The sequence below is a fragment of the Mesorhizobium sp. YM1C-6-2 genome, assembly GCF_003666685.1.
Lineage (GTDB): Bacteria > Pseudomonadota > Alphaproteobacteria > Rhizobiales > Rhizobiaceae > Mesorhizobium_K.
Genome location: NZ_RCIZ01000005.1, coordinates 158,127 through 178,129 on the forward strand (window position 1 = coordinate 158,127; position 20,003 = coordinate 178,129).

Sequence of the window (20,003 nt, forward strand, 5' to 3'; positions counted from 1 at the left end):
CTTCGCCTCAGCCCAGCCGCTCGACATAAACCTTGATGCGGCCGCCGCAGGACAGGCCGACCTGCCATGCGGCCTCGTCGGCAACGCCGAATTCCAGCATCCTGGCCGTGCCGCTGTCGATCACGTCGATCGCCTCGGTGACGACCGCTCCCTCGACGCAGCCGCCCGAGACCGAGCCGTGGAAATTGCCCTCCGCATCGATCACCAGATGGCTGCCGACCGGCCGCGGCGCCGAGCCCCATGTCTCGACCACGGTAGCGACCGCCACCGCGCGGCCTTCGTCCTTCCAGCCTTCGGCGATGATCAGCGGATCGCGGGCGTCATCGAGATGAGCTGTGTTTTCCATCAAAAAACCTCCATCGCGATCTTATGCGGCTCTGGCTTCGAGCCACAAGCGCGGATCGACATTGCGTGAAGCGGAACGGTCCAGCGACCCGCAGAGATCTGCGAGCGCGTTCAGATTGTGCACGGTGCGGAACTCGTCGACGTGAGGCAACATCGCCTTCACCCCGCGCGCCCGCGCCTCGAAACCGTCGAAGCGCAGCAGCGGGTTCAGCCAGATCAGCCGCCGGCAGGATTTCTGAAGCCTCTCCATCTCCCTCGACAGGCCCGTCGTATCGTCGCGTTCGAGCCCGTCGGTGATCAGCAGCACGACCGCCCCCTGCCCCAGCACGCGGCGCGACCAGAGCCGGTTGAACTCGGCCAAAGTGTCGCCGATGCGCGTGCCGCCAGACCAGTCCTTGACGGCGGCCGAACATTCGGCGAGCGCCTCGTCGGGATCGCGATGGCGCATCTGCCGCGTCAGGTTGGTCAGCCGCGTGCCGAAGACGAATGTGTGCACGCGCCGCCGCTTCTCGGTCAGGGCATGCAGGAAGTGCAGGAAGATGCGCGTGTACTGGCTCATCGAGCCGGAGATGTCGGCAAGTACGACCAGCGGCGGATGGACCTCGCGCGGCGAGCGGAAACGCGGCAGGATCAGTTCTCCGCCGGTGCGGGAGGCGAGCCGCATCATGGCGCGCGGGTCGACGCGGCGACCGCCGGGATCGGCCTTGAAACGGCGCGTACGGACGGTGTCGAAGGGCAACTTCAGCCTGGAGATCGCCTGTTTCGCTTCGGAAAGCTCGGCAGCGGTCATCTGCGCGAAATCCTTGCCGCGCAGAAGCTCGTTGCCGGACACGGTGAAGCGCGCGTCCATTTCGATCTCGGGCGTGTCCTCGGCTGGCTGCTGCCTGCGATGCCCCTCGAACAGGGCGTCGCCGACGCGGCTCTCGGCCGGGCGCGGCTTTTGCCGCTCCCTGCGGTCGGGCGCAACCGGCGAGAACATGGCGAGCATCTTCTCGATCAGCTCGCGCGACTTCCAGAACAGCCGGAAGGCCTCGTCGAAGGTCGCATGGTCCTCGCGCCGCGACACCAGCACTGCATGCAGCGTCCAGTAGAAGTCGTCGCGCGAGCCGATGCCGGCGGCAAGCACGGCCTCGATCGCATCCTTCACCGATGCAGGCCCGACCCGCATGCCGGCCTTGCGCAGCGTCCGCGCGAAATAGACGATGTTGTCGGCGATGCGGCCGTCCGGATTGGCAGCGACCGGCAGGGCCATGCCCGTCACTCCGCCGCGGCGGAGAGTTCGGCCTTGACCTCCTTGAGGATACGCCGGCCTTCGCCTTGCTCGATGCGCGCGATGTCGTCCTGGTACTTCAACAGAACGCCGATCGTATCGGATACCGTTTCGGGATCGAGCGCCACCTTGTCGAGTTCGGTCAGCGCGCTCGCCCAGTCGATGGTCTCGGCGACGCCCGGCACCTTGAACAGCTCGATCTGCCTGAGCTTCTGGATGAAGCTGACGACTTCCGCCGACAACCGCTTGTTGGCTTCCGGAACCTTGCGGCTGACGATCTCCAGCTCGCGCGCGGCGTCCGGATAGTCGACCCAGTGGTAGAGGCAGCGCCGCTTCAGCGCGTCATGGATCTCGCGCGTGCGGTTGGTGGTGATGACGACGATCGGCGGCTCCTCAGCCTTGATCGTGCCGAGTTCGGGCACCGTGACCTGGAAGTCGGAGAGGATTTCGAGCAGGAAGGCCTCGAAGGCTTCGTCGGTGCGGTCGAGTTCGTCGATGAGAAGCACGGGGGCGGCCCCTGCCTTGCCGGTCAGCGCATCGAGCACCGGCCGGCGGATCAGGTAGCGCTCGGAGAAGACGTTCTTCTCCATGTCCCTGCGGTCGACCTTGCCGGCCGCCTCCTCCATGCGGATCTCGATCATCTGCGCGGCATAGTTCCACTCGTAGACAGCCGAGGAGACGTCGAGGCCCTCATAGCATTGCAGCCGGATCAGCCGGCGGCCCAGCGATTGCGCCAGCACCTTGGCAATCTCGGTCTTGCCGACGCCCGCCTCGCCTTCGAGGAACAGCGGGCGCTTCATGCGCAGCGACAGGAAAAGCACGGTCGCGAGCGAGCGGTCGGCGACATAATCCGCGCCGGCGAGCAGATCGAGCGTCTCGTCGATTGTCTCGGGCGCCTGGCGCGGCTTGAGCTCGTTCATCGGATCCAAAATCCTGCGGCCTTCAGAAGATACGGTAGCCGCGGTTGAAATACATCAGCGGGTGGACGTCATTGCCGATGCGGATGCCCGCCACCTTGCCGAAAAGGATGCGATGGGTAGCGTGATCCTTGGTGTCGATGATCTCGCAATCGAACACCGCAAGCGCGCCGAGCAGCGTCGGCGCACCGCTCGCGATACGGTCCCATTCCGCCAGCGAGAAACGCTCTTCGACCGGAAGACCGGTCTGGCCTGAAAAAGCCTCGGCAAGCGCCTGCTGGTCGCTCGCCAGCGTGTTCAGCGCAAAATTGCCGTTCCTGATAAAGGCATCGTTCTTCACGTTCTCGCGGTTGAGGCAGACGAGAACGGTCGGCGGCGTATCCGACACGGAACACGCGGCGATCACCGTGGCGCCGCGTTTGCCTGCCTCTCCGTCCGTGGTGACGACGTGGACCGCACCCGCAAACCGCGCCATCGCATCACGATAGGTCTGCGGCCCTACTTCGTTCTTCTTCAGCACTCTGAATTCCTGAGACTGTTTGCCAACCGCTATATATGGCCGGAAATCATGCCCCACAAGCGACGGCACCAACGGTCGCCGGCGGTCCAATTCGTTTGTTGCGCTCGGGCAGACCAGCCTTTACGTCTTGCCGGGCACCGTCGGTGGGCTCCATCCTGCCGCAAAGGGAGAATCACCGCCGCCGCATGCGCCCTCCGATCCGAATGCTTTCTGCCCTTGCAGCGCTCATGCTTGCCGGCGAAGCCGGTGCGCAGGCGTCGATCGGACTTTCCGCGCCGCTGAGCGGTCCTTCCGCCATACTCGGCCAGCAGATGCGTACCGGCGCGGCCATGGCGGCCGAACGCCTCGCCGACCCGACGGTCCGGCTCAGCATCGCGGATGACGGCTGCACGGCCGACGGCGGCGCCAGGGCCGCGCGCGAGCTGGTGGCGGCGCGGGTCCAGGTCGTGGTCGGCTTCCTGTGCAGCGAAGCGATAGAGGCGGCGCTGCCCATCCTGAAGCAGGCAAACATCCCGACGATCACCGTCGGCGTTCGCACCGACAGTCTGACCGACCGCCGGAGCAAGACCGGCTGGCCCGTCTACCGGCTCGGCCCGCGCGCCGACGGCGAGCGCGAGGCGGCCGGCCGCCTGCTTGCGCGGCTTTGGGAACGCGAACTTTTCGCAATTGTCGACGACGGCACGATCTACGGCCGCGAGCTTGCCGAAAGCGTGCGCATCGCGGCGGAAAAGGCAGGACTGACGCCGGTGTTCGTCGATACGTTCAGGCCACAGCTCGACAATCAGATCGGACTGGTCGGCCGCCTGCAGCGGGCCGGCGCCACGCATGTCTTCGCCGGCGGCGACCGCGACGACATAGCGGTGATCGGGCGGGACGCTGCGCAACTGGGGAACGGGCTGACGGTGGCGGCAGGCGAGACGCTGCGCTCGATCGGCGAACCGCCGCTGGCACCCGGCACGCTGATGATCGGCCTGCCCGACTGGCCCAACGTCGCGCTGCCCCCCGTGGCAGCGGCGTTCGCCGAGCGCAGGATCCTGGCGCAGGGTTACGTCCTGCCCGCCTATGCCGCCGTCGAGATCGCGCATGCGGCGATCGCCGACGCGGCGAGCACCGGCGGATCGCCCGGCGAGCTTTCCGGCCGCGATTTTTCCACGGCTATCGGCACGGTCAGCTTCGACGACAAGGGCGACCTGACCGAAAGCCCTTACCGCCTGTTCCGCTACGACGGCCAAAAATTCAATCCGGTGACAGTGCCCTGATGTTCAAGACCGGCGCCAGGAACCTGATCACCGACGTCGCCGGGCTGCGCGTCGGCAATGCTTCCGACGAAAAGCTCAAGTCCGGCGTCACCGTCGTTCGCTGCGACACGCCGGCGGTCGCCGGCGTCCAGGTGTTCGGCGGTGCACCGGGAACGCGCGAGACGGACCTGCTCGAGCCGCACAATACGGTCGACGCGGTGAACGCCATCGTGCTGTCGGGCGGCTCCGCCTTCGGGCTCGACGCGGCATCCGGCGTCCAGGCGGCGCTGCGCGAGAAGGGCATCGGCTTCCACGTGCTCGGCAACCACGTTCCGATCGTGCCCGCCGCCATCCTTTTCGACCTGGCGAATGGCGGCGACAAGGATTGGGGGCGCTATCCGCCCTATCGCGAACTCGGATACGAAGCCGCACAGAACGTATCGCAGGACTTTGCCATCGGCACCGTAGGCGCCGGAGCCGGCACGCTGGTGGCCGGCCTGAAGGGCGGGCTCGGCTCAGCCTCGGCCCTGCTCGACAGCGGCATCCACATCGGCGCGCTGGTGGCGGTGAACTCGGTCGGCTCGGTCACGGTCGGCCACGGCAAGCATTTCTGGGCCGCCCCCTTCGAGATCGGGGACGAGTTCGGCGGTCAGGGCTACCCCTCGCCCTTCCCTGCCGAGGCCCGCAATATCCTGCTGAAATTCCGCGACAACGTGGCCGGCGCCAACACGACGATCGCCGTCATCGCGACCGATGCGGTGCTGACGCCGGCTGCAGCCAAGCGCTTCGCGATCGCCGCCCATGACGGGTTTGCGCGCGCGATCTGGCCGACGCACACGCCCGCCGACGGCGATCTTGTTTTCGCGCTCGCCACCGGCGCCAGCGGCAGGGAGCTTCCGGACGACGACGCCATCGACTTCTACGCTACGGCCGGCGCTACGATGGCGCGCGCCATCGCACGCGGCGTCCATGCAGCGACACCCGCGGAGAACGATCTTTTCCCGACCTGGTCGTCCCGGCACGGCTGAGTCCGGAACGCTACGTTAGGATTCTGCCGCGATACTGACCATCCGGGCAACCAAGAGACGACATATGCATATCGCCCTCCTGCCCGGCGCATTCGGCGCGGAACGGGCATGACAACGGTTTCAGCCGCCAAGCACAGGTCCTGGCTGTCGGGTGCGCTGACCGGCGCACTGCCTCCAGTGCTGCCGGCGCTAGGCGGGGCGGTGCTCTGGGGCGCCGCCATGGGCGCCTGCGCGCTGATGATGCTGGTGCTGGAAAACTGGGAAACGCTGCACAAGATACGCACGGTCGCGGCCCTCTTCGCGCTCGGCGGCGCCCTGGCCTTTCCGCTCGGGCTTATCCTGGCGCGTTTCCTGTCCCACCGGCGACCACGCGATACGGCGTTCGCGGCAGCCTTCCTGTCCTTCGCCTTCGCGACTGCCTGCATCACCGGCGCGCTCTATGCGCTGGACTATCGCACCTACTACGCCCAATGGCATGCCGACGCGTTCACGCGGATTTGGTTCCTCCAGTTCGCGCATACTTTCGCTGCCGCCCTCTATCAGTTCGCCGTGCTTGGCCTCAGGCTTTTCTTCCCATTCGGCTTCATCTGCCTGCTCGTCGCTTCCGCCTGGTTTGCCCGCCACCCGCGTTGAGCATTCTCCTGACGTCTGTTAGGGAGCGGCGGTAAAAAAACCGACAGGAACCGCTCCCGAGATGATCCCCCGCTATTCGCGCCCTGACATGGTCGCCATCTGGTCGCCGGAAACCCGCTTCCGCATCTGGTTCGAGATCGAGGCGCATGCGTGCGACGCGCTTGCCGAAATCGGCGTCATCCCGAAGGAAGCCGCCAAAACCATCTGGGAAAAAGGCGGCGCAGCGACATTCGACGTCGAGCGCATCGACGAGATCGAGCGCGTCACCAAGCACGACGTCATCGCCTTCCTCACCCATCTTGCGGAATTCGTCGGGCCGGATGCACGCTTCATCCACCAGGGCATGACCTCTTCCGACGTGCTCGACACCTGCCTTGCCGTGCAGCTCACCCGCGCCAGCGACATATTGCTTGCCGACCTGGACGCGCTTCTCGTAGCCCTGAAAAAGCGCGCCTTCGAGCACAAGGACACGATCACCATCGGGCGCAGCCACGGCATCCACGCCGAGCCGACCACCTTCGGCGTCAAGCTCGCGCTTGCCTATGCCGAGTTCTCGCGTGCCCGCGAGCGGCTCGTCGCAGCCCGCGAGGACATCGCGACCTGCGCGATCTCCGGCGCCGTCGGCACCTTCGCCAACATCGACCCGCGCGTCGAGGAGCATGTCGCCGCAAAGCTCGGCCTCAGGCCGGAGTCGGTCTCCACGCAGGTCATCCCGCGCGACCGGCACGCCATGTTCTTCGCGACGCTCGGCGTGATCGCCTCCTCTGTCGAGCGGCTCGCGACCGAGATACGGCACCTGCAACGCACCGAGGTGCTGGAGGCGGAGGAATATTTCTCGCCCGGCCAGAAGGGCTCGTCGGCCATGCCGCACAAGCGCAACCCGGTGCTGAGCGAGAACCTGACGGGCCTTGCACGCATGGTGCGCTCCTATGCCATGCCGGCGATGGAGAACGTGGCGCTGTGGCACGAGCGCGACATCTCGCACTCCTCGGTCGAGCGCATGATCGCGCCGGACGCCACGGTGACGCTCGATTTCGCGCTTGCCCGGCTGACCGGGGTCATCGACAAGCTCGTCGTCTACCCCGACAACATGCTGAAGAACCTCAACAAGTTCCGCGGCCTAGTGCATTCGCAGCGCGTGCTGCTGGCGCTGACGCAGGCCGGCGTCAGCCGGGAGGACGCCTACCGCCTCGTGCAGAGAAACGCCATGAAGGTATGGGAGGAAGGCGCTGACTTCCTTGAAGAACTTCTGGCCGACACGGAAGTAACCGCCGCGTTGTCGGAAGCCGAGCTGCGCGAGAAATTCGATCTCGGCTATCATACCAAGCATGTAGACACGATCTTCCGGAGGGTTTTCGGAGAAGCGTAATGATCAGGACAGACGGCGGTTTCGACTTCCTGGCAGTGCCGGGACGCGGCAATTCCAACCCGGATCACTGGATTTCACACTGGTGCGGCGCGTTTCCAAACTCCTCCCGCGTCCTGCAGGCGAATTGGGACAAGCCTGAACCGGCTGCCTGGATCGCCCAGCTCGATGCTGCCGTCGCTATGGCGCCGCGCCGCGTCGTGCTCCTGGCGCATTCTGTGGCGGTCGCGACCACCGTCAAATGGGCGGCACAGGCGAATGAAAGCCAACTCTCGAAAGTCGCCGCAGCCTTCCTGGTAGCGGCCTCGAACGTCGAGGATCCGGATCCCTCCTTCGACCTGATTCGACCTTTTGCGCCTATGCCATTGAAGAGCCTTACTTTTCCGGCCCTGGTGGTGGCCAGCCGGACCGACCCGCGGGTCACTTTCGAGAAGGCGCAGGAGTTCGCGAGCGCCTGGGGAGCGGATTTCGCCGACGCAGGCGATCTCGGCCATATGGGCAACGAGGCGAAGCTCAGATTGTGGCCGAACGGCCTGCTGATGTTGGGCCGTTTGCTTCAAAAGGCGGGCCTTTAGGCCAAGGAACTGTCTGCAACCGCCAAACGTTGTCCGCGACAATCAATCAGGGATGATGATCATGTCGCTCGAAAATGCCGAAGGTCGCCATATCGGAAGAGCCGGTTGGGTCGCGGTCGGGGCGCTGATTGCAAGCGTGGCGTTCGTGATGTTTTTCATCGCTGCAGACCTATTCCAGACCGTCGGCGACGAGATGAAGGCGGACTCCCACGACCCCGCACTGATCATCGAGGGCAAATAGCCTCCGATTGGCCGATTCAGGCTCTTAGCACCTTATCTATCCAGGCTTGCCGGGGAGAACCTTGATCTCCGTGCCCCAAGGGTCCTCGTACGAGGTCTTCCCTTCAGCGTCGGACGACCGCAACTCGACCCATGAAAGCCCGGACCGGCCCTTGTCGCGCTGTCCGGCGCCGGCGCTCTGCCAGGTATTCGCGCCGATATGGTGGTGATAGCCGCCGGTCGACATGAAAACCGCCTGCGCGCCATATTTCGCCACGGTGTCGAAACCAAGCGTCTTCTGCCACCAGTCTTCGGCGGCGAGCGGGTCGCCGACCCTGAGGTGCACATGGCCGACGAGTGCGTTCTCAGGCGCGCCTTTCCAGCCCGGATCTCCCGACGGAACCGAAGCACGCACGCCGGCGACATCCATCCGCTGGGTCGCCATGGCGACGGAGTTTCCGTTCCACGCCCATTCGGTCGGCGGCCGGTCCGCATAGATCTCGATGCCGTTGCCCTCGGGATCGGTCAGGTACGCTGCTTCGCTGACCAGGTGGTCCGACGCGCCGTCGATCGGAATCCGGCTTTCGGCGGCAAAATTGATCCAGCGACCGAGATCGGCGCGCGAGGGCAACAGGAAGGCCGTATGGAAAAGGCCTGCGCTGCGAGGATCGTCCGGCTTGGCCGCCTTGTCGCCTTCGATGACCAGCAGCGGCCTGCCCTTGGCGCCAAGCGTGATCGTCTCGCCGTCCGCCGAAAGCTGCTCCAGCCCCACGACCGCGCTGTAATAGTCCGCCAAGGCCTTTGCGTTGCGGGCCTTTAGCCCGACTTTCGCAACGCTGATCGGTGTCGTGGCCGCAAATGGAAGTTCGCTCATGTCCTGCTCCGCTTCTCTTCGCCCTGAGCATAAAGATCAGCCCGAGTGGCCGTTCACACAAGCAGCAAAAATCCGAACAAGGTGTTCACCAGCAGTTGACACGCTGCAATGGTTGCGTGCCTGCCGCATGGTAGCTACATGCGCGGCATGAAAGTCAAAGACGCAGATATATTGTTTGTCCCCGGCTATACGAATTCCGGCCCGGATCATTGGCAGAGCCGCTGGCAATCGAAGCTCTCGACCGCACGGCGCGTCGAGCAGGCCGAGTGGTCGAAGCCGGTGCGCGAGGACTGGACGGCGGCGATGTCCAACGCGGTGAACGCCTCCGAGCGGCCGGTGGTGATCGTCGCGCATTCGCTCGGCGTGCCGACCGCGATCCAGGCGATCCCGCAGTTCAGGAAGCCGGTCGTCGGCGCATTCCTGGTCGCTCCGCCCGATGTCGCCAATCCGTCAATTCGTCCGAAGCATCTGATGACCTTCGGTCCCTACCCGCGCGACCCGCTGCCTTTCCCCTCTGTGGTGATCGCCAGCCGCAACGACCCCTACAGCACCTTCGAGGTCGCGGAGGAGAACGCCGCCGCCTGGGGTTCGCTGTTCATCGATGCCGGCGAACGCGGGCACATCAATGCTGATTCCGGCCATGGGCCATGGCCGGAAGGCTCGCTAACCTTCGCGAAATTCCTGTCGCAGCTTTAGGATTTCGCCCCGTCGAGCGACGCGCGCACGGCCGAGAGCAGCGCCTCCGAGCCCAGCCGCATGACGGTATGTTCCGAGCCCATCGCGAGCAGCTGGTAGCCCATCGAGGCGTAACGGCCGGCAGTCGTCGGGTCGACAACGTAGATGCCGGCGTATTTGCCTGCCTTGCGGGCGCGACCCGCGATCTGCTCGATCGCCTGCATCATGTCCTCAAGCGTCGCGTTGACGCGCGCGCCGTTCGTCCAGGCGATCGAGAAATCCGACGGGCCGAGGAAGATCGCATCGATGCCTGATGTGTCGAGAATGCGGTCGAGGATGTCGACCGCCGCCCGCGTTTCGATCATGGCGAAGGAGAGCGTGCGCTTGTTGCTCTCGCGCAGCCATTCCGCGAAATCGCCCTTTCCATGCCGCGGGAAGCCATAGGTGGGTCCCCAGGAGCGTTCGCCGACGGGCGGGTATTTCATCGCCGCGGCAAAACGCTGGGCGTCCTCGATGGAATTGACCATCGGCGCGATGACGGCCTCAGCGCCCATGTCCAGCGCCCGGCTCGCCATGTCGAAACGCCCGACCGGAATGCGGACCAAAGCAGGCTTTCCGGCACGGACGACCGGCAGGATGCCGCGCAGCACGCTGTCCTCGTTGTGGCCGCCATGCTGCATGTCGAGGGTCACGGCGTCGAAGCCTTGCGCGGAAAGTATCTCGACGGTCAGCGCATCCGGCACGCCCGACCACGCGCTGCAAACCGTTTCACCCGCAGCCAGCCGTGCTTCCAGCGACATTCAATCCTCCTCAGATCGCGCCTTTGTCGGGCCGATGATACGAAAAAGCAAAGAAAAACCGCCCGTTTCCGGGCGGTTTTTGTTGAGCCAGGCGGTTCGGGCTCAGCCTTTGACCTGTTCGATCGCCTGGGCCATCAACTCGTCCATGGTGCGACGGATCTGGTGTTCCGATTGCGTCACGCCGGCAGCATCGAAATCCGCCTTCACCTTGCGCAGGACGTCGTGGTCGCCGGCTTCCTCGAAATCGGCCGAAACGACTTCCTTGGCGTAAGCCTCGGCGTCGTCGCCCGATTTTCCGAGTTTTTCGGCAGCCCAGAGCCCAAGCAGCTTGTTGCGCCGGACAGTGGCCTTGAACCGCAATTCTTCGTCCATGACGAACTTGCGTTCGAAGCCCTTTTCGCGGTCGCTGAAGTCGCTCATCAAAAATCCTCCGATGGGTGGCGGTCGTCGAGACCGGGATATGGTGGCTGATTGCACAAATCAAAAGGCTAGGCCGCGGTCAATACGGACAACTATGCTGCGGTGCGGTATTTCGCAGCGGAAAGCGGTTGATCGACCGCATTGCACATTGAGCAAACGGTCCGATTCGGATAGACCGGCATTGAACGTGACGGCCTTGGCATTATGTCTGATAGGCCGTTTGGCTGCGCTTGCCCGCAAAATCCAGGAAATCAGATGAAAAATCGCCGCCGCATTTATGAAGGCAAGGCCAAAATCCTTTATGAAGGACCTGAGCCCGGGACGCTTGTTCAATTCTTCAAGGACGACGCCACCGCCTTCAACAAGAAGAAACACGAGGTGGTCGACGGCAAGGGCGTGCTCAACAACCGGATTTCGGAGCACATCTTCAACCATCTGAACCGGATGGGCATTCCTACGCACTTCATCCGCCGGCTGAACATGCGCGAGCAGTTGATCAAGGAAGTCGAGATCATTCCGCTCGAGGTGGTCGTGCGCAACGTTGCCGCCGGTTCGCTGGCCAAGCGCCTCGGCCTCGAGGAAGGCACCGTGCTGCCACGCTCGATTATCGAGTTCTATTACAAGGCCGACGCGCTGGACGACCCGATGGTGTCGGAAGAGCACATCACGGCCTTCGGCTGGGCAAGCCCGCAGGAAATCGACGACATCATGGCGCTTGCCATCCGCGTCAACGACTTCCTATCCGGCCTGTTCCTCGGCGTCGGCATCCAGCTCGTCGACTTCAAGATCGAGTGCGGTCGTCTCTTCGAGGGCGACATGATGAGGATCGTCGTGGCCGACGAGATTTCGCCCGATTCCTGCCGCCTGTGGGACGTCGCCACCCAGGACAAGCTCGACAAGGACCGTTTCCGCCGCGACATGGGCGGGCTGGTCGAGGCCTATCAGGAAGTGGCGCGGCGCCTCGGCATCATGAACGAGAACGAGCCGCCCCGGCCCACCGGACCCGTGCTCGTCGCCACCGGCGACGGCCGCCGCGGCAAGCCGCACTGACCTTCAACCGAACTGGAGCATTCGCAGCGTGATCAAGGCCCGCGTCACCGTCACCCTCAAGAACGGCGTGCTCGACCCGCAGGGCAAGGCCATCGAGCATGCCCTCTCCGGCCTCGGCTTCGGCGGCGTCGGCTCTGTCCGTCAGGGTAAGGTGTTCGACCTCGAGTTGCAGGAGACGGACAAGGCCAAGGCGGAAGCCGAGCTCAAGGCCATGTGCGACAAGCTTCTGGCAAACACCGTCATCGAGAATTACAATGTCTCTCTAACCTGAGGTTGTGGCGGAGAGACGCTGTGACGGACGTTTCCAACGAACTGATGTACGAACTGCTCATGCGCGTGCACGGCGATATCGCTGAAATGAAGTTCGACCTTCAGGAGATCAAGCGTCGGATGACAGGCTCCGAAGAGGCGCTTGCCGGCGTAAACCGAAGGCTCGACCGTCACGACGAACGCCTGGACCGCATAGAACGCCGTCTCGAACTGCGTGAACTCGCTGAACCGCAAAGGCCCTACGACCCGCAATGAAAACCGCCGTAGTCCTCCTCCCCGGCCTAAATCGCGACCGCGACATGATCGCGGCGTTGACCAAGATCTCCGGCAAGGCGCCGGTCACGGTCTGGCAGACCGATACCGAGATCCCTGATGTCGACCTGATCGCCATTCCCGGCGGCTTCTCCTTCGGCGATTATCTGCGCTGCGGGGCGATCGCAGCCCGCTCGCCCGTCATGCGCGCGGTCGCCGAGAAGGCGGCAAAGGGCGTGCAGGTGATCGGGGTGTGCAACGGCTTCCAGATTCTCGTCGAAGCCGGCCTCCTGCCCGGCGCGCTGATGCGCAACAGCTCGCTGAAATTCGTCTGCCGCGAGGTCAAACTCCAGGTGGCGAACGCCAACACCGCCTTCACCCGCAACTATGCGCCCGGCCAGATCATCCGTGCGCCGATCGCCCATCATGACGGCAATTATTTCGCCGACGACGAGACGCTGAAGCGCATCGAGGGCGGTGGCCAGGTCGTGTTCCGCTATGCCGAAGGCACCAACCCCAACGGTTCGATCAACGATATTGCCGGCATTATCAACACGAACGGCAACGTGCTTGGGCTGATGCCGCATCCGGAGAACCTGATCGAGGCCGCGCATGGCGGTACCGACGGCCGTGGCCTCTTCGAGAGCGCGCTCGGCATCCCGTCCCGGCAGGCCGCCTGAACTTCAAAGGCTTGGTAATTCTCATTTAAGACCGGTTGATCCACCATGCGGTCCCGCACGGGCGATTCGAGAGGCCGCATGACAAAGACCATTCTGGCGTTTGCCGGCGTTGCCGCCTCGCTGCTTGTCATTTCCGCCTGCCAATCGGACAAACGCCCGGCCAATCCCGGTGGGTCAGGCAAGAGCGCGTCGTTGCGCGTCATGGAGCAGGTGGCAATCGCCGCGCACAAATGCTGGATCGCCAGCAAGGACCCGGCCTTTGCGAAATATTCCATGGCCAACGAGCTGAACAATTTCGGCGGGACGCCGCGTTTCCTGCTCGTGCCGAAGAACAATTACGGCGGCAAGCCGCTGCTCGTCGTGCAGGCCCGCGGCCATTCGAGTGAGGTCGAGGTGTTCGGCCCCATGATGAACGAGCCGGTCGCTTCGAGAATCGGCGGCGACATCGGCCGCTGGAAATCCGGCGACGGAAGCTGCGGCGCCGCCGCCTGATCACACTGGCGGGGAACCGTTCGCAGGCGTCGCAAACTCGGGTGAAATGGTCGACAATCCAATTCGGGACATGACGGCCAAGGCCGAGCTGTAGATTAGCTCTACAAAGGCTGCATTTTTCTTTGCAGTGCGGTATGAGGCGGCGCGCCCTCCCCGCCATTCGGAGCCGACTGCCGCCCATGACCGCCCAGACCAACATCGCCATCACGCCCGAACTCATCAAGGCGCATGGGCTGAAGCCGGACGAATACCAGCGCATCCTCGACCTCATCGGCCGCGAGCCGAGCTTCACCGAGCTCGGCATCTTCTCGGCCATGTGGAACGAGCACTGCTCCTACAAATCCTCCAAGAAGTGGCTGCGCACGCTCCCCACCAGCGGCCCGCTGGTCATCCAGGGGCCCGGCGAGAATGCCGGCGTCGTCGATATCGGCGACGGTGATTGTGTGGTCTTCAAGATGGAGAGCCACAACCATCCGTCCTACATCGAGCCCTACCAGGGCGCGGCTACCGGTGTCGGCGGCATCCTGCGCGACGTCTTCACCATGGGCGCGCGGCCGATCGCGGCGATGAACGCACTGCGCTTCGGCGCGCCCGACCATCCAAAGACGAGACATCTCGTCGCCGGCGTCGTGTCCGGCGTCGGCGGCTACGGCAATTCCTTCGGCGTGCCTACTGTCGGCGGCGAGGTCAATTTCGACGCCCGCTACAACGGCAACATCCTGGTCAATGCGTTCGCTGCCGGCATCGCCAAGACCGATGCGATCTTCTATTCGAAGGCGGAAGGCGTCGGCCTGCCGGTCGTCTATCTCGGCGCCAAGACCGGCCGCGACGGCGTCGGCGGCGCGACGATGGCCTCGGCTGAATTCGACGACAAGATCGAGGAGAAGCGCCCGACCGTCCAGGTCGGCGACCCCTTCACCGAAAAGTGTCTGCTCGAAGCCTGCCTCGAACTGATGGCCTCGGGCGCCGTCATCGCCATCCAGGACATGGGTGCGGCCGGCCTCACCTGCTCGGCCGTCGAGATGGGCGCCAAGGGCGACCTCGGCATCCTGCTCGACCTCGACAAGGTGCCGGTGCGCGAAGAGCGCATGTCGGCTTACGAGATGATGCTGTCGGAGAGCCAGGAGCGCATGCTCATGGTGCTCAGGCCCGAGAAGGAGAAGGAAGCCGAGGCGATCTTCAGGAAGTGGGACCTCGACTTCGCCGTCGTCGGCCACACGACCGACGATCTGCGCTTTCGCATCGTCCACCAGGGCGACGAAGCGGCTAACCTTCCGATCAAGGATCTCGGCGACAAGGCGCCGGAATACGACCGGCCCTGGGTCGAGCCGAGGAAGCGCGAGCCGCTCGCCGCGGACGACATCCCGCAGGCGGACGTCGCGGATGCGCTGCTGAAGATGCTCGGCGGCCCTGACCTCTCCAGCCGCCGCTGGGTGTGGGAGCAGTACGACACGCTGATCCAGGGCAATTCGCTGCAACTGCCCGGCGGCGACGCCGGCGTCGTGCGCGTCGAGGGCCACGCGACCAAGGCACTCGCCTTCGCCTCCGACGTCACGCCGCGTTATTGCGAGGCCGACCCGTTCGAAGGCGGCAAGCAGGCCGTCGCCGAATGCTGGCGCAACCTGACCGCCACCGGCGCCGACCCGCTCGCGGCGACCGACAACCTCAATTTCGGCAACCCCGAACGCCCCGAGATCATGGGGCAGTTCGTCCATGCGATCAAAGGCATCGGCGAGGCCTGCCGGGCGCTCGGCTTCCCGATCGTGTCCGGCAACGTCTCGCTCTACAACGAGACCAACGGACAGGGCATCCTGCCGACCCCCACGATCGGCGGCGTCGGCCTCCTGCCCGACTGGTCGAAGATGATGCGGGTCGGTTTCGCTGGCGAAAGACAGGTGATCCTGCTCGTCGGCGCGCCACCCGCCTGGGGAACGCATCTGGCGCAATCGATCTACATGCGCGACATCCACGGCCGCACCGACGGCCCGCCGCCGCCTGTCGACCTGGCGCATGAAAAGCGCGTCGGTGACTTCGTGCGCAAGCTGATCCGCAGCGGCACGGCGACCGCCGTGCATGATTGCTCCGACGGCGGTCTCGCCGTCGCGCTGGCCGAGATGGCGATCGCCTCAGGCATCGGCGCCACCATCCCCGGCCTGACCGGCACCGATCCGATCCCGGTTTTCTTCGGCGAGGATCAGGGACGCTATCTGGTGACGCTCGACCTCGATCCGCAAAGCGACGGGATGACCGCGATCTGGGACGAAGCCAAGTCGCTCGGCATCCATGCTCCGTGGATCGGCACCACCGGCGGCGCGGAATTGAAACTCGGCGGGGCGCGTGCGATACCGGTGGCCGAACTGAAGTCCGTTCACGAATCGTGGTTCCCGCGCTTCATGGACGGCAAGTAAGCGGAGACTTTTGCATGGCGATGGATGCGCACGAGATCGAAAGGCTGATCAAGGAGGGCATTCCTGACGCCAAAGTGACGATCCGCGATCTCGCCGGCGATGGCGACCACTATGCGGCGGAAGTCGTGGCCGAGAGCTTTCGCGGCAAGAGCCGCGTGCAGCAGCACCAGATGGTCTACGACGCGCTGAAGGGCAATATGGGCGGCGTGCTGCACGCACTGGCGCTTCAGACCAGCGCGCCGGACTAGACCCGCATGTCCGCGTTCGGCGACTTCGTCAAAGGCGTCGTGACTGACGTGCTCGAGGACATGCTCCGCAAGACATCGTCGAGCAGGCGTGGCAAGCGGCGCAAGCGCACGACCTCAGCGACCGCCGCCGAACGGCTGCGACGCCTCGAAAAGCCGGCCAAAGCCCCGAAGCGCCAGGCAAGTCGCCGCAAAACCGTTCGCACCCGCTCCAAGGCAAAGCGCCGCGCCTACTGAGCGCGCCCCACCGCCTTCCTCCTGACAGCCAGCATCGGTCCGGCCGGATATTTTCCGCCGACCAGATATTTCCGGCCGTCATGCAGCGCGGAGATGGCGCCGTCGAGGAAGAGCGCGTCGCTGCAGCCGAGTTCATCCCGGAAGAGCCGTGCGAAGCTTCCAAGGCTTACCGGCCCGCGTGAGATTGCCAACACCACCCGCTGCTGGTCGTCCACGCCGACACCGTTGCGGATATGGCGCGATGTCCCGTTTTCCTCGAAGCGCGGATGGACCTCGCCGTCGATCACCAGCATCGGTCCGGATTGTGTCGCCAGCCTCGGCCTGATGCCGGCCGCCGCATAGGCAGTCGTCTCGAGCACCCCGGCATTGCCGGCCTCGTCGACGTAGAACACGCCGTTGGGCTTCATGAAGAAGTTCCCCGGCGCGTCGGCCAGATTGAGCGGCGATTGCTCATGGCCTCCCTCCACATAGAGGCCGACCGGGGAAAAGTCCTCGTGATACATGCCTGCGTTCATGGCGAGGATGAAAGGCTCGACGGCAGCCAGCCTCGCAAGATCGCGAAGCGGCTTTCCCGCCTGGTCGGCGCGCGCGAGGACGATCTCATACGCGTCCAGCGCGATTTCGCAGACGATGTAGGACACAGCTTCGAAGGCGAGTTCCCGGCACGTCTCGGGAAGATCGTCAGCCGGCCTGGGAGTGGGAGCCGGCAATGGCTGCCTCCACCACCAGGCGAACCCGATGGCGATCAGCGCCGCGCCGAAAGCCGTGAGAAGCCATGTCTTCATGAGTATCCGGAGAGAATGTCCAACCGCTGATCCGCACCCGCATGACCAGGCGCCTTTGCGGCCTTTCCGTGACGGGTGCCGTTCGCGTCTTGTTTCGGGTCGCCTGTCGGTTTATTTGAGTGTCATGTTTCGAGCCTGACTCCCACAGGCATGAAAGGACAAGCGATGAGCGGAATCAGCGAGTACATCGACAGCGAGGTCAAGGGCAACGACGTCGTCGTCTTCATGAAGGGAACTCCGGGTTTCCCGCAGTGCGGCTTCTCCGGGCAGGTCGTGCAGATCCTCGACTATGTCGGGGTCGACTACAAGGGCGTCAACGTGCTCACCTCCAACGAGCTGCGCCAGGGCATCAAGGACTATTCGAACTGGCCGACCATCCCCCAGCTCTATGTGAAGGGTGAGTTTGTCGGCGGCTGCGACATCATCCGCGAGATGTTCCAGTCTGGCGAGTTGCAGTCGCTGTTCGACGAGAAGGGCGTGGCCGTCAAGGCCGCCTGATAAGCTAGTACCGGTACCGCCCCCAGGGGGCGCCTGCTTTCGAATGCGCCGGTCTCCGGCGCATTTCCTTTTGCATTTCGGAATTTTTTGTCATGGATCAGCAGGCCACTCCTGCCTTGCAGGCTTACAAGCTCTCGCTTCCGCGCTGGGAATTCATCACGCTCGCCGCGGCGCTGATGGCGCTGAACGCGCTCGCCATCGACATCATGCTGCCCGGCCTGCAGCAGATCGGCGCCTCGCTCGGCGTCGAGAACGAGAACCATCGGCAATATGTGATCACCGCCTACATCGCCGGCTTCGGCATCGCGCAACTCGCCTTCGGGCCGTTGTCCGACCGTTTCGGCCGGCGGCCGCCGCTGCTCTTCGGCCTTGGCGTCTATGTGGCCGCCGCGCTGGGCGCGGCATTCGCGCCGAGCTTCATGACGCTGCTCATCCTCCGCTTCGTGCAGGGAATGGGCGCCGCGGCGACCCGCGTCATCACCGTCTCCATCATCCGCGACGTGTTCGGCGGCCGCGCCATGGCCGAGGTGATGTCGCTGGTGTTCATGGTGTTCATGGTGATCCCGGTCGTCGCGCCGGGCCTCGGGCAGATCGTGATGCTGTTTTCCGAATGGCACATGATCTTCGTGATCATGGCGCTGATCGCGCTCGCCTTCACCGTCTGGACGGCATTCCGGTTGCCCGAAACGCTGCATCCCGAATACCGCCGCGCCTTCGACCTGCGCACGATCGCCGGCGGCTTCCGCATCGTGCTCACCAACCGCGTATCGCTCTGCTATACGCTGGCCACCACTTCCGTCTTCGGCGCGCTGTTCGGCTTCATCAACTCCGCCCAGCAGATCTATGTCGGCATATACGGGCTCGGCGTCTGGTTCCCCGTCGTCTTCGCGGCGATCGCCGGCATGATGGCCGTCTCGTCCTTCGCCAATGCGCGGCTGGTAGGCCGCTTCGGCATGCGCAAGCTGTCGCATGGCGCGCTTGTCAGCTTCATCACCATAACGACGATCTGGTTCGTGCTGTCGCTCTTCGGGCAACTGCCGATCTACGTGTTCGTGCCCTTGTTCGCCATCGCCATGCTGGCGTTCGGCTGGATCGGCTCGAACTTCAACTCGATCGCGATGGAGCCGCTCGGCCATCTCGCGGGCACGGCGTCATCCATCCAGGGTTTCATGCAGACGGTCGGCGGCGGCCTCATCGGCGCGACGATCGGCCAGCTCTTCGACGGCACCACGACGCCGCTCGCGGCTGGCTTCTGCGCCGTGTCGGTCACCGCGCTGGTTTTCGTCCTGATCGCGGAGCGCGGCCGGCTCTTCCAGCCGCACAATCAGCCCAAGGCGTCGGGCTGATCAGCCTTCGACGTCAACAAGCCGGCAAAGTCGAACAGATTGCGGTCGAGAAGGTGCGACGGGCGCACATTGGTCAGCGCCCTGATCATCGTGTCCTTGCGGCCGGGCATCTTTGCCTCGATGTCCGACAGCATCGCCTTCATGGCGTTGCGCTGCAGCCCGTCCTGGCTGCCGCAGAGGTCGCAGGGGATGATCGGAAACTGCATCGCCTCGGCGAACTTCTGGAGATCGGCTTCGGCCGAGAAGGCGAGCGGCCTGAGCACGAAGAGATCGCCCTCGTCGTTCAGCAGCTTCGGCGGCATCGCCGCGAGCCGGCCGCCGTGGAACAGGTTCATGAAGAAGGTCTCGAGTATGTCCTCGCGGTGATGGCCGAGCACCAGCGACGAGCAGCCCTCCTCGCGCGCGATGCGGTAGAGATGCCCGCGCCTCAGCCGCGAGCAGAGCGAACAATAGGTGCTGCCCTCGGCGATCTTGTCGGTCACCACTGAATAGGTGTCGCGGTATTCGATGCGGTGCTCGATGCCGTTCCTCGTCAGGAACTCCGGCAAGATATGCTTCGGGAAATTCGGCTGGCCTTGGTCGAGATTGCAGGCGAGCAGATCGACCGGCAGCAGGCCGCGCCATTTCAGGTCGAGCAGGATGGCGAGCAGCCCGTAGGAATCCTTGCCGCCGGAAAGCGCCACCAGCCAGCGATCACCGGGTTTTATCATCGCAAACTGCTCAGCCGTCTCGCGCGTCTGGCGCACGAGGCGCTTGCGCAGCTTGTTGAAGCCGACCGAGGACGGGACGTCGCGGAACATCGGATGCGCTCCGCCTTCGGCGTCGGCAAGCGGATCGTCGGTAATGGCGATGTTCATGGC

The 20,003-nt window shown here is 64.5% G+C and carries 26 protein-coding genes; 17 read left to right on the forward strand and 9 right to left on the reverse strand.

The genetic code is table 11. The features are described from left to right. Positions 1-7 precede the first annotated feature (7 nt). From D8676_RS14950 to D8676_RS14965, 4 genes are read right to left on the reverse strand one after another with little or no spacing between them, the layout of a single operon-like run. Positions 8-346: an XdhC family protein gene (locus D8676_RS14950; protein ID WP_121581878.1), complete on the reverse strand. Its 339-nt coding sequence runs from the start codon at positions 344-346 to the stop codon at positions 8-10. Positions 347-367: 21 nt separating this feature from the next. After that, positions 368-1,597 carry a VWA domain-containing protein gene (locus D8676_RS14955; protein WP_121581879.1) on the reverse strand — a complete coding sequence of 410 codons (1,230 nt, stop codon included), beginning with the start codon at positions 1,595-1,597 and terminating at the stop codon, positions 368-370. 5 nt (positions 1,598-1,602) lie between these two features. Then, a complete protein-coding gene (locus D8676_RS14960) occupies positions 1,603-2,535 on the reverse strand; it encodes a MoxR family ATPase (RefSeq protein WP_121581880.1) in 933 nt (310 codons plus the stop codon). Positions 2,536-2,557: 22 nt separating this feature from the next. Further along, complete coding sequence (locus tag D8676_RS14965; protein WP_121581881.1) at positions 2,558-3,052, reverse strand: flavin reductase; 495 nt, start codon at positions 3,050-3,052, stop codon at positions 2,558-2,560. Between the two features lie 185 nt (positions 3,053-3,237). Between D8676_RS14965 and D8676_RS14970 the strand changes: the two genes are divergently transcribed. The 6 genes from D8676_RS14970 to D8676_RS14995 all read left to right on the forward strand — a co-directional run bounded on the left by D8676_RS14970 (position 3,238) and on the right by D8676_RS14995 (position 8,133). Further along, on the forward strand, positions 3,238-4,311 hold the full coding sequence (locus D8676_RS14970) for a branched-chain amino acid ABC transporter substrate-binding protein (protein ID WP_121581882.1): 1,074 nt from the start codon (positions 3,238-3,240) through the stop codon (positions 4,309-4,311). After that, on the forward strand, positions 4,311-5,318 hold the full coding sequence (locus D8676_RS14975) for a P1 family peptidase (RefSeq protein ID WP_121581883.1): 1,008 nt from the start codon (positions 4,311-4,313) through the stop codon (positions 5,316-5,318). Before D8676_RS14970 ends, D8676_RS14975 begins: the two co-directional genes overlap by 1 nt. A 108-nt stretch (positions 5,319-5,426) precedes the next feature. After that, positions 5,427-5,951 (forward strand): hypothetical protein, encoded by a 525-nt coding sequence (locus tag D8676_RS14980; RefSeq protein WP_245426825.1) that lies wholly within the window; start codon positions 5,427-5,429, stop codon positions 5,949-5,951. 61 nt (positions 5,952-6,012) lie between these two features. Continuing rightward, positions 6,013-7,320 carry an adenylosuccinate lyase gene (gene purB, locus D8676_RS14985; RefSeq protein ID WP_121581884.1) on the forward strand — a complete coding sequence of 436 codons (1,308 nt, stop codon included), beginning with the start codon at positions 6,013-6,015 and terminating at the stop codon, positions 7,318-7,320. Then, entirely contained in the window at positions 7,320-7,892 is a 573-nt protein-coding gene (locus tag D8676_RS14990; RefSeq protein WP_121581885.1) for an alpha/beta hydrolase, read from the forward strand. Before purB ends, D8676_RS14990 begins: the two co-directional genes overlap by 1 nt. 61 nt (positions 7,893-7,953) lie before the next feature. Continuing rightward, positions 7,954-8,133: a hypothetical protein gene (locus D8676_RS14995; protein ID WP_147448199.1), complete on the forward strand. Its 180-nt coding sequence runs from the start codon at positions 7,954-7,956 to the stop codon at positions 8,131-8,133. Positions 8,134-8,169: 36 nt separating this feature from the next. On the opposite strand, the gene D8676_RS15000 is transcribed toward D8676_RS14995, so the two are convergent. Next, positions 8,170-8,985, reverse strand: coding sequence for a VOC family protein (locus tag D8676_RS15000; protein ID WP_121581887.1), 816 nt, complete (start codon positions 8,983-8,985; stop codon positions 8,170-8,172). A gap of 147 nt (positions 8,986-9,132) precedes the next feature. On the opposite strand from D8676_RS15000, the gene D8676_RS15005 reads away from it, so the two are divergent. Then, complete coding sequence (locus tag D8676_RS15005; protein WP_121582076.1) at positions 9,133-9,681, forward strand: alpha/beta hydrolase; 549 nt, start codon at positions 9,133-9,135, stop codon at positions 9,679-9,681. Here the strand turns inward: D8676_RS15005 and D8676_RS15010 are convergent. Both D8676_RS15010 and D8676_RS15015 read right to left on the reverse strand, forming a co-directional pair. Beyond that, positions 9,678-10,460 (reverse strand): HpcH/HpaI aldolase/citrate lyase family protein, encoded by a 783-nt coding sequence (locus D8676_RS15010; protein WP_121581888.1) that lies wholly within the window; start codon positions 10,458-10,460, stop codon positions 9,678-9,680. The genes D8676_RS15005 and D8676_RS15010 overlap by 4 nt on opposite strands. 102 nt (positions 10,461-10,562) lie before the next feature. Then, positions 10,563-10,880 carry a DUF1476 domain-containing protein gene (locus D8676_RS15015; RefSeq protein WP_121581889.1) on the reverse strand — a complete coding sequence of 106 codons (318 nt, stop codon included), beginning with the start codon at positions 10,878-10,880 and terminating at the stop codon, positions 10,563-10,565. Between the two features lie 255 nt (positions 10,881-11,135). On the opposite strand from D8676_RS15015, the gene purC reads away from it, so the two are divergent. From purC to D8676_RS15055, 8 genes are all read left to right on the forward strand, one after another. After that, positions 11,136-11,930: a phosphoribosylaminoimidazolesuccinocarboxamide synthase gene (purC, locus tag D8676_RS15020; protein ID WP_121581890.1), complete on the forward strand. Its 795-nt coding sequence runs from the start codon at positions 11,136-11,138 to the stop codon at positions 11,928-11,930. A gap of 28 nt (positions 11,931-11,958) precedes the next feature. Further along, complete coding sequence (gene purS / locus D8676_RS15025; protein WP_121581891.1) at positions 11,959-12,201, forward strand: phosphoribosylformylglycinamidine synthase subunit PurS; 243 nt, start codon at positions 11,959-11,961, stop codon at positions 12,199-12,201. Positions 12,202-12,221: 20 nt separating this feature from the next. Next, a complete protein-coding gene (locus tag D8676_RS15030; protein WP_121581892.1) occupies positions 12,222-12,455 on the forward strand; it encodes a hypothetical protein in 234 nt (77 codons plus the stop codon). After that, entirely contained in the window at positions 12,452-13,132 is a 681-nt protein-coding gene (purQ, locus tag D8676_RS15035; protein ID WP_121581893.1) for a phosphoribosylformylglycinamidine synthase subunit PurQ, read from the forward strand. The genes D8676_RS15030 and purQ overlap by 4 nt, the downstream gene beginning before the upstream one ends. 78 nt (positions 13,133-13,210) lie before the next feature. Continuing rightward, entirely contained in the window at positions 13,211-13,624 is a 414-nt protein-coding gene (locus D8676_RS15040) for a hypothetical protein (RefSeq protein ID WP_121581894.1), read from the forward strand. 179 nt (positions 13,625-13,803) lie between these two features. Beyond that, positions 13,804-16,032, forward strand: coding sequence for a phosphoribosylformylglycinamidine synthase subunit PurL (gene purL, locus D8676_RS15045; RefSeq protein ID WP_121581895.1), 2,229 nt, complete (start codon positions 13,804-13,806; stop codon positions 16,030-16,032). 14 nt (positions 16,033-16,046) lie between these two features. Beyond that, entirely contained in the window at positions 16,047-16,280 is a 234-nt protein-coding gene (locus tag D8676_RS15050; RefSeq protein WP_121581896.1) for a BolA family transcriptional regulator, read from the forward strand. A 6-nt stretch (positions 16,281-16,286) separates the two neighbouring features. After that, positions 16,287-16,514: a hypothetical protein gene (locus D8676_RS15055; protein WP_121581897.1), complete on the forward strand. Its 228-nt coding sequence runs from the start codon at positions 16,287-16,289 to the stop codon at positions 16,512-16,514. On the opposite strand, the gene D8676_RS15060 is transcribed toward D8676_RS15055, so the two are convergent. Beyond that, positions 16,508-17,299 (reverse strand): phosphodiester glycosidase family protein, encoded by a 792-nt coding sequence (locus D8676_RS15060; protein ID WP_121581898.1) that lies wholly within the window; start codon positions 17,297-17,299, stop codon positions 16,508-16,510. The genes D8676_RS15055 and D8676_RS15060 overlap by 7 nt on opposite strands. Positions 17,300-17,464: 165 nt before the next feature. On the opposite strand from D8676_RS15060, the gene grxD reads away from it, so the two are divergent. Then, entirely contained in the window at positions 17,465-17,797 is a 333-nt protein-coding gene (grxD, locus tag D8676_RS15065) for a Grx4 family monothiol glutaredoxin (RefSeq protein ID WP_121581899.1), read from the forward strand. A 92-nt stretch (positions 17,798-17,889) separates the two neighbouring features. Next, positions 17,890-19,143, forward strand: coding sequence for a multidrug effflux MFS transporter (locus D8676_RS15070; protein ID WP_121581900.1), 1,254 nt, complete (start codon positions 17,890-17,892; stop codon positions 19,141-19,143). On the opposite strand, the gene ttcA is transcribed toward D8676_RS15070, so the two are convergent. Next, a complete protein-coding gene (gene ttcA, locus D8676_RS15075; RefSeq protein WP_121581901.1) occupies positions 19,122-20,000 on the reverse strand; it encodes a tRNA 2-thiocytidine(32) synthetase TtcA in 879 nt (292 codons plus the stop codon). The genes D8676_RS15070 and ttcA overlap by 22 nt on opposite strands. Positions 20,001-20,003: the final 3 nt, after the last annotated feature.

Excerpts from the sequence above, each read along its gene's own strand:
- D8676_RS14950 (WP_121581878.1), bottom strand. The coding sequence starts at position 346 with ATGGAAAACACAGCTCATCTCGATGACGCCCGCGATCCGCTGATCATC.
- D8676_RS14955 (WP_121581879.1), bottom strand. The coding sequence starts at position 1,597 with ATGGCCCTGCCGGTCGCTGCCAATCCGGACGGCCGCATCGCCGACAAC.
- D8676_RS14960 (WP_121581880.1), bottom strand. The coding sequence starts at position 2,535 with ATGAACGAGCTCAAGCCGCGCCAGGCGCCCGAGACAATCGACGAGACG.
- D8676_RS14970 (WP_121581882.1), top strand. The coding sequence starts at position 3,238 with ATGCGCCCTCCGATCCGAATGCTTTCTGCCCTTGCAGCGCTCATGCTT.
- D8676_RS14975 (WP_121581883.1), top strand. The coding sequence starts at position 4,311 with ATGTTCAAGACCGGCGCCAGGAACCTGATCACCGACGTCGCCGGGCTG.
- D8676_RS14980 (WP_245426825.1), top strand. The coding sequence starts at position 5,427 with ATGACAACGGTTTCAGCCGCCAAGCACAGGTCCTGGCTGTCGGGTGCG.
- purB (WP_121581884.1), top strand. The coding sequence starts at position 6,013 with ATGATCCCCCGCTATTCGCGCCCTGACATGGTCGCCATCTGGTCGCCG.
- D8676_RS14990 (WP_121581885.1), top strand. The coding sequence starts at position 7,320 with ATGATCAGGACAGACGGCGGTTTCGACTTCCTGGCAGTGCCGGGACGC.
- D8676_RS14995 (WP_147448199.1), top strand. The coding sequence starts at position 7,954 with ATGTCGCTCGAAAATGCCGAAGGTCGCCATATCGGAAGAGCCGGTTGG.
- D8676_RS15000 (WP_121581887.1), bottom strand. The coding sequence starts at position 8,985 with ATGAGCGAACTTCCATTTGCGGCCACGACACCGATCAGCGTTGCGAAA.
- D8676_RS15005 (WP_121582076.1), top strand. The coding sequence starts at position 9,133 with ATGAAAGTCAAAGACGCAGATATATTGTTTGTCCCCGGCTATACGAAT.
- D8676_RS15010 (WP_121581888.1), bottom strand. The coding sequence starts at position 10,460 with ATGTCGCTGGAAGCACGGCTGGCTGCGGGTGAAACGGTTTGCAGCGCG.
- D8676_RS15015 (WP_121581889.1), bottom strand. The coding sequence starts at position 10,880 with ATGAGCGACTTCAGCGACCGCGAAAAGGGCTTCGAACGCAAGTTCGTC.
- purC (WP_121581890.1), top strand. The coding sequence starts at position 11,136 with ATGAAAAATCGCCGCCGCATTTATGAAGGCAAGGCCAAAATCCTTTAT.
- purQ (WP_121581893.1), top strand. The coding sequence starts at position 12,452 with ATGAAAACCGCCGTAGTCCTCCTCCCCGGCCTAAATCGCGACCGCGAC.
- D8676_RS15040 (WP_121581894.1), top strand. The coding sequence starts at position 13,211 with ATGACAAAGACCATTCTGGCGTTTGCCGGCGTTGCCGCCTCGCTGCTT.
- purL (WP_121581895.1), top strand. The coding sequence starts at position 13,804 with ATGACCGCCCAGACCAACATCGCCATCACGCCCGAACTCATCAAGGCG.
- D8676_RS15050 (WP_121581896.1), top strand. The coding sequence starts at position 16,047 with ATGGCGATGGATGCGCACGAGATCGAAAGGCTGATCAAGGAGGGCATT.
- D8676_RS15055 (WP_121581897.1), top strand. The coding sequence starts at position 16,287 with ATGTCCGCGTTCGGCGACTTCGTCAAAGGCGTCGTGACTGACGTGCTC.
- D8676_RS15060 (WP_121581898.1), bottom strand. The coding sequence starts at position 17,299 with ATGAAGACATGGCTTCTCACGGCTTTCGGCGCGGCGCTGATCGCCATC.
- grxD (WP_121581899.1), top strand. The coding sequence starts at position 17,465 with ATGAGCGGAATCAGCGAGTACATCGACAGCGAGGTCAAGGGCAACGAC.
- D8676_RS15070 (WP_121581900.1), top strand. The coding sequence starts at position 17,890 with ATGGATCAGCAGGCCACTCCTGCCTTGCAGGCTTACAAGCTCTCGCTT.
- ttcA (WP_121581901.1), bottom strand. The coding sequence starts at position 20,000 with ATGAACATCGCCATTACCGACGATCCGCTTGCCGACGCCGAAGGCGGA.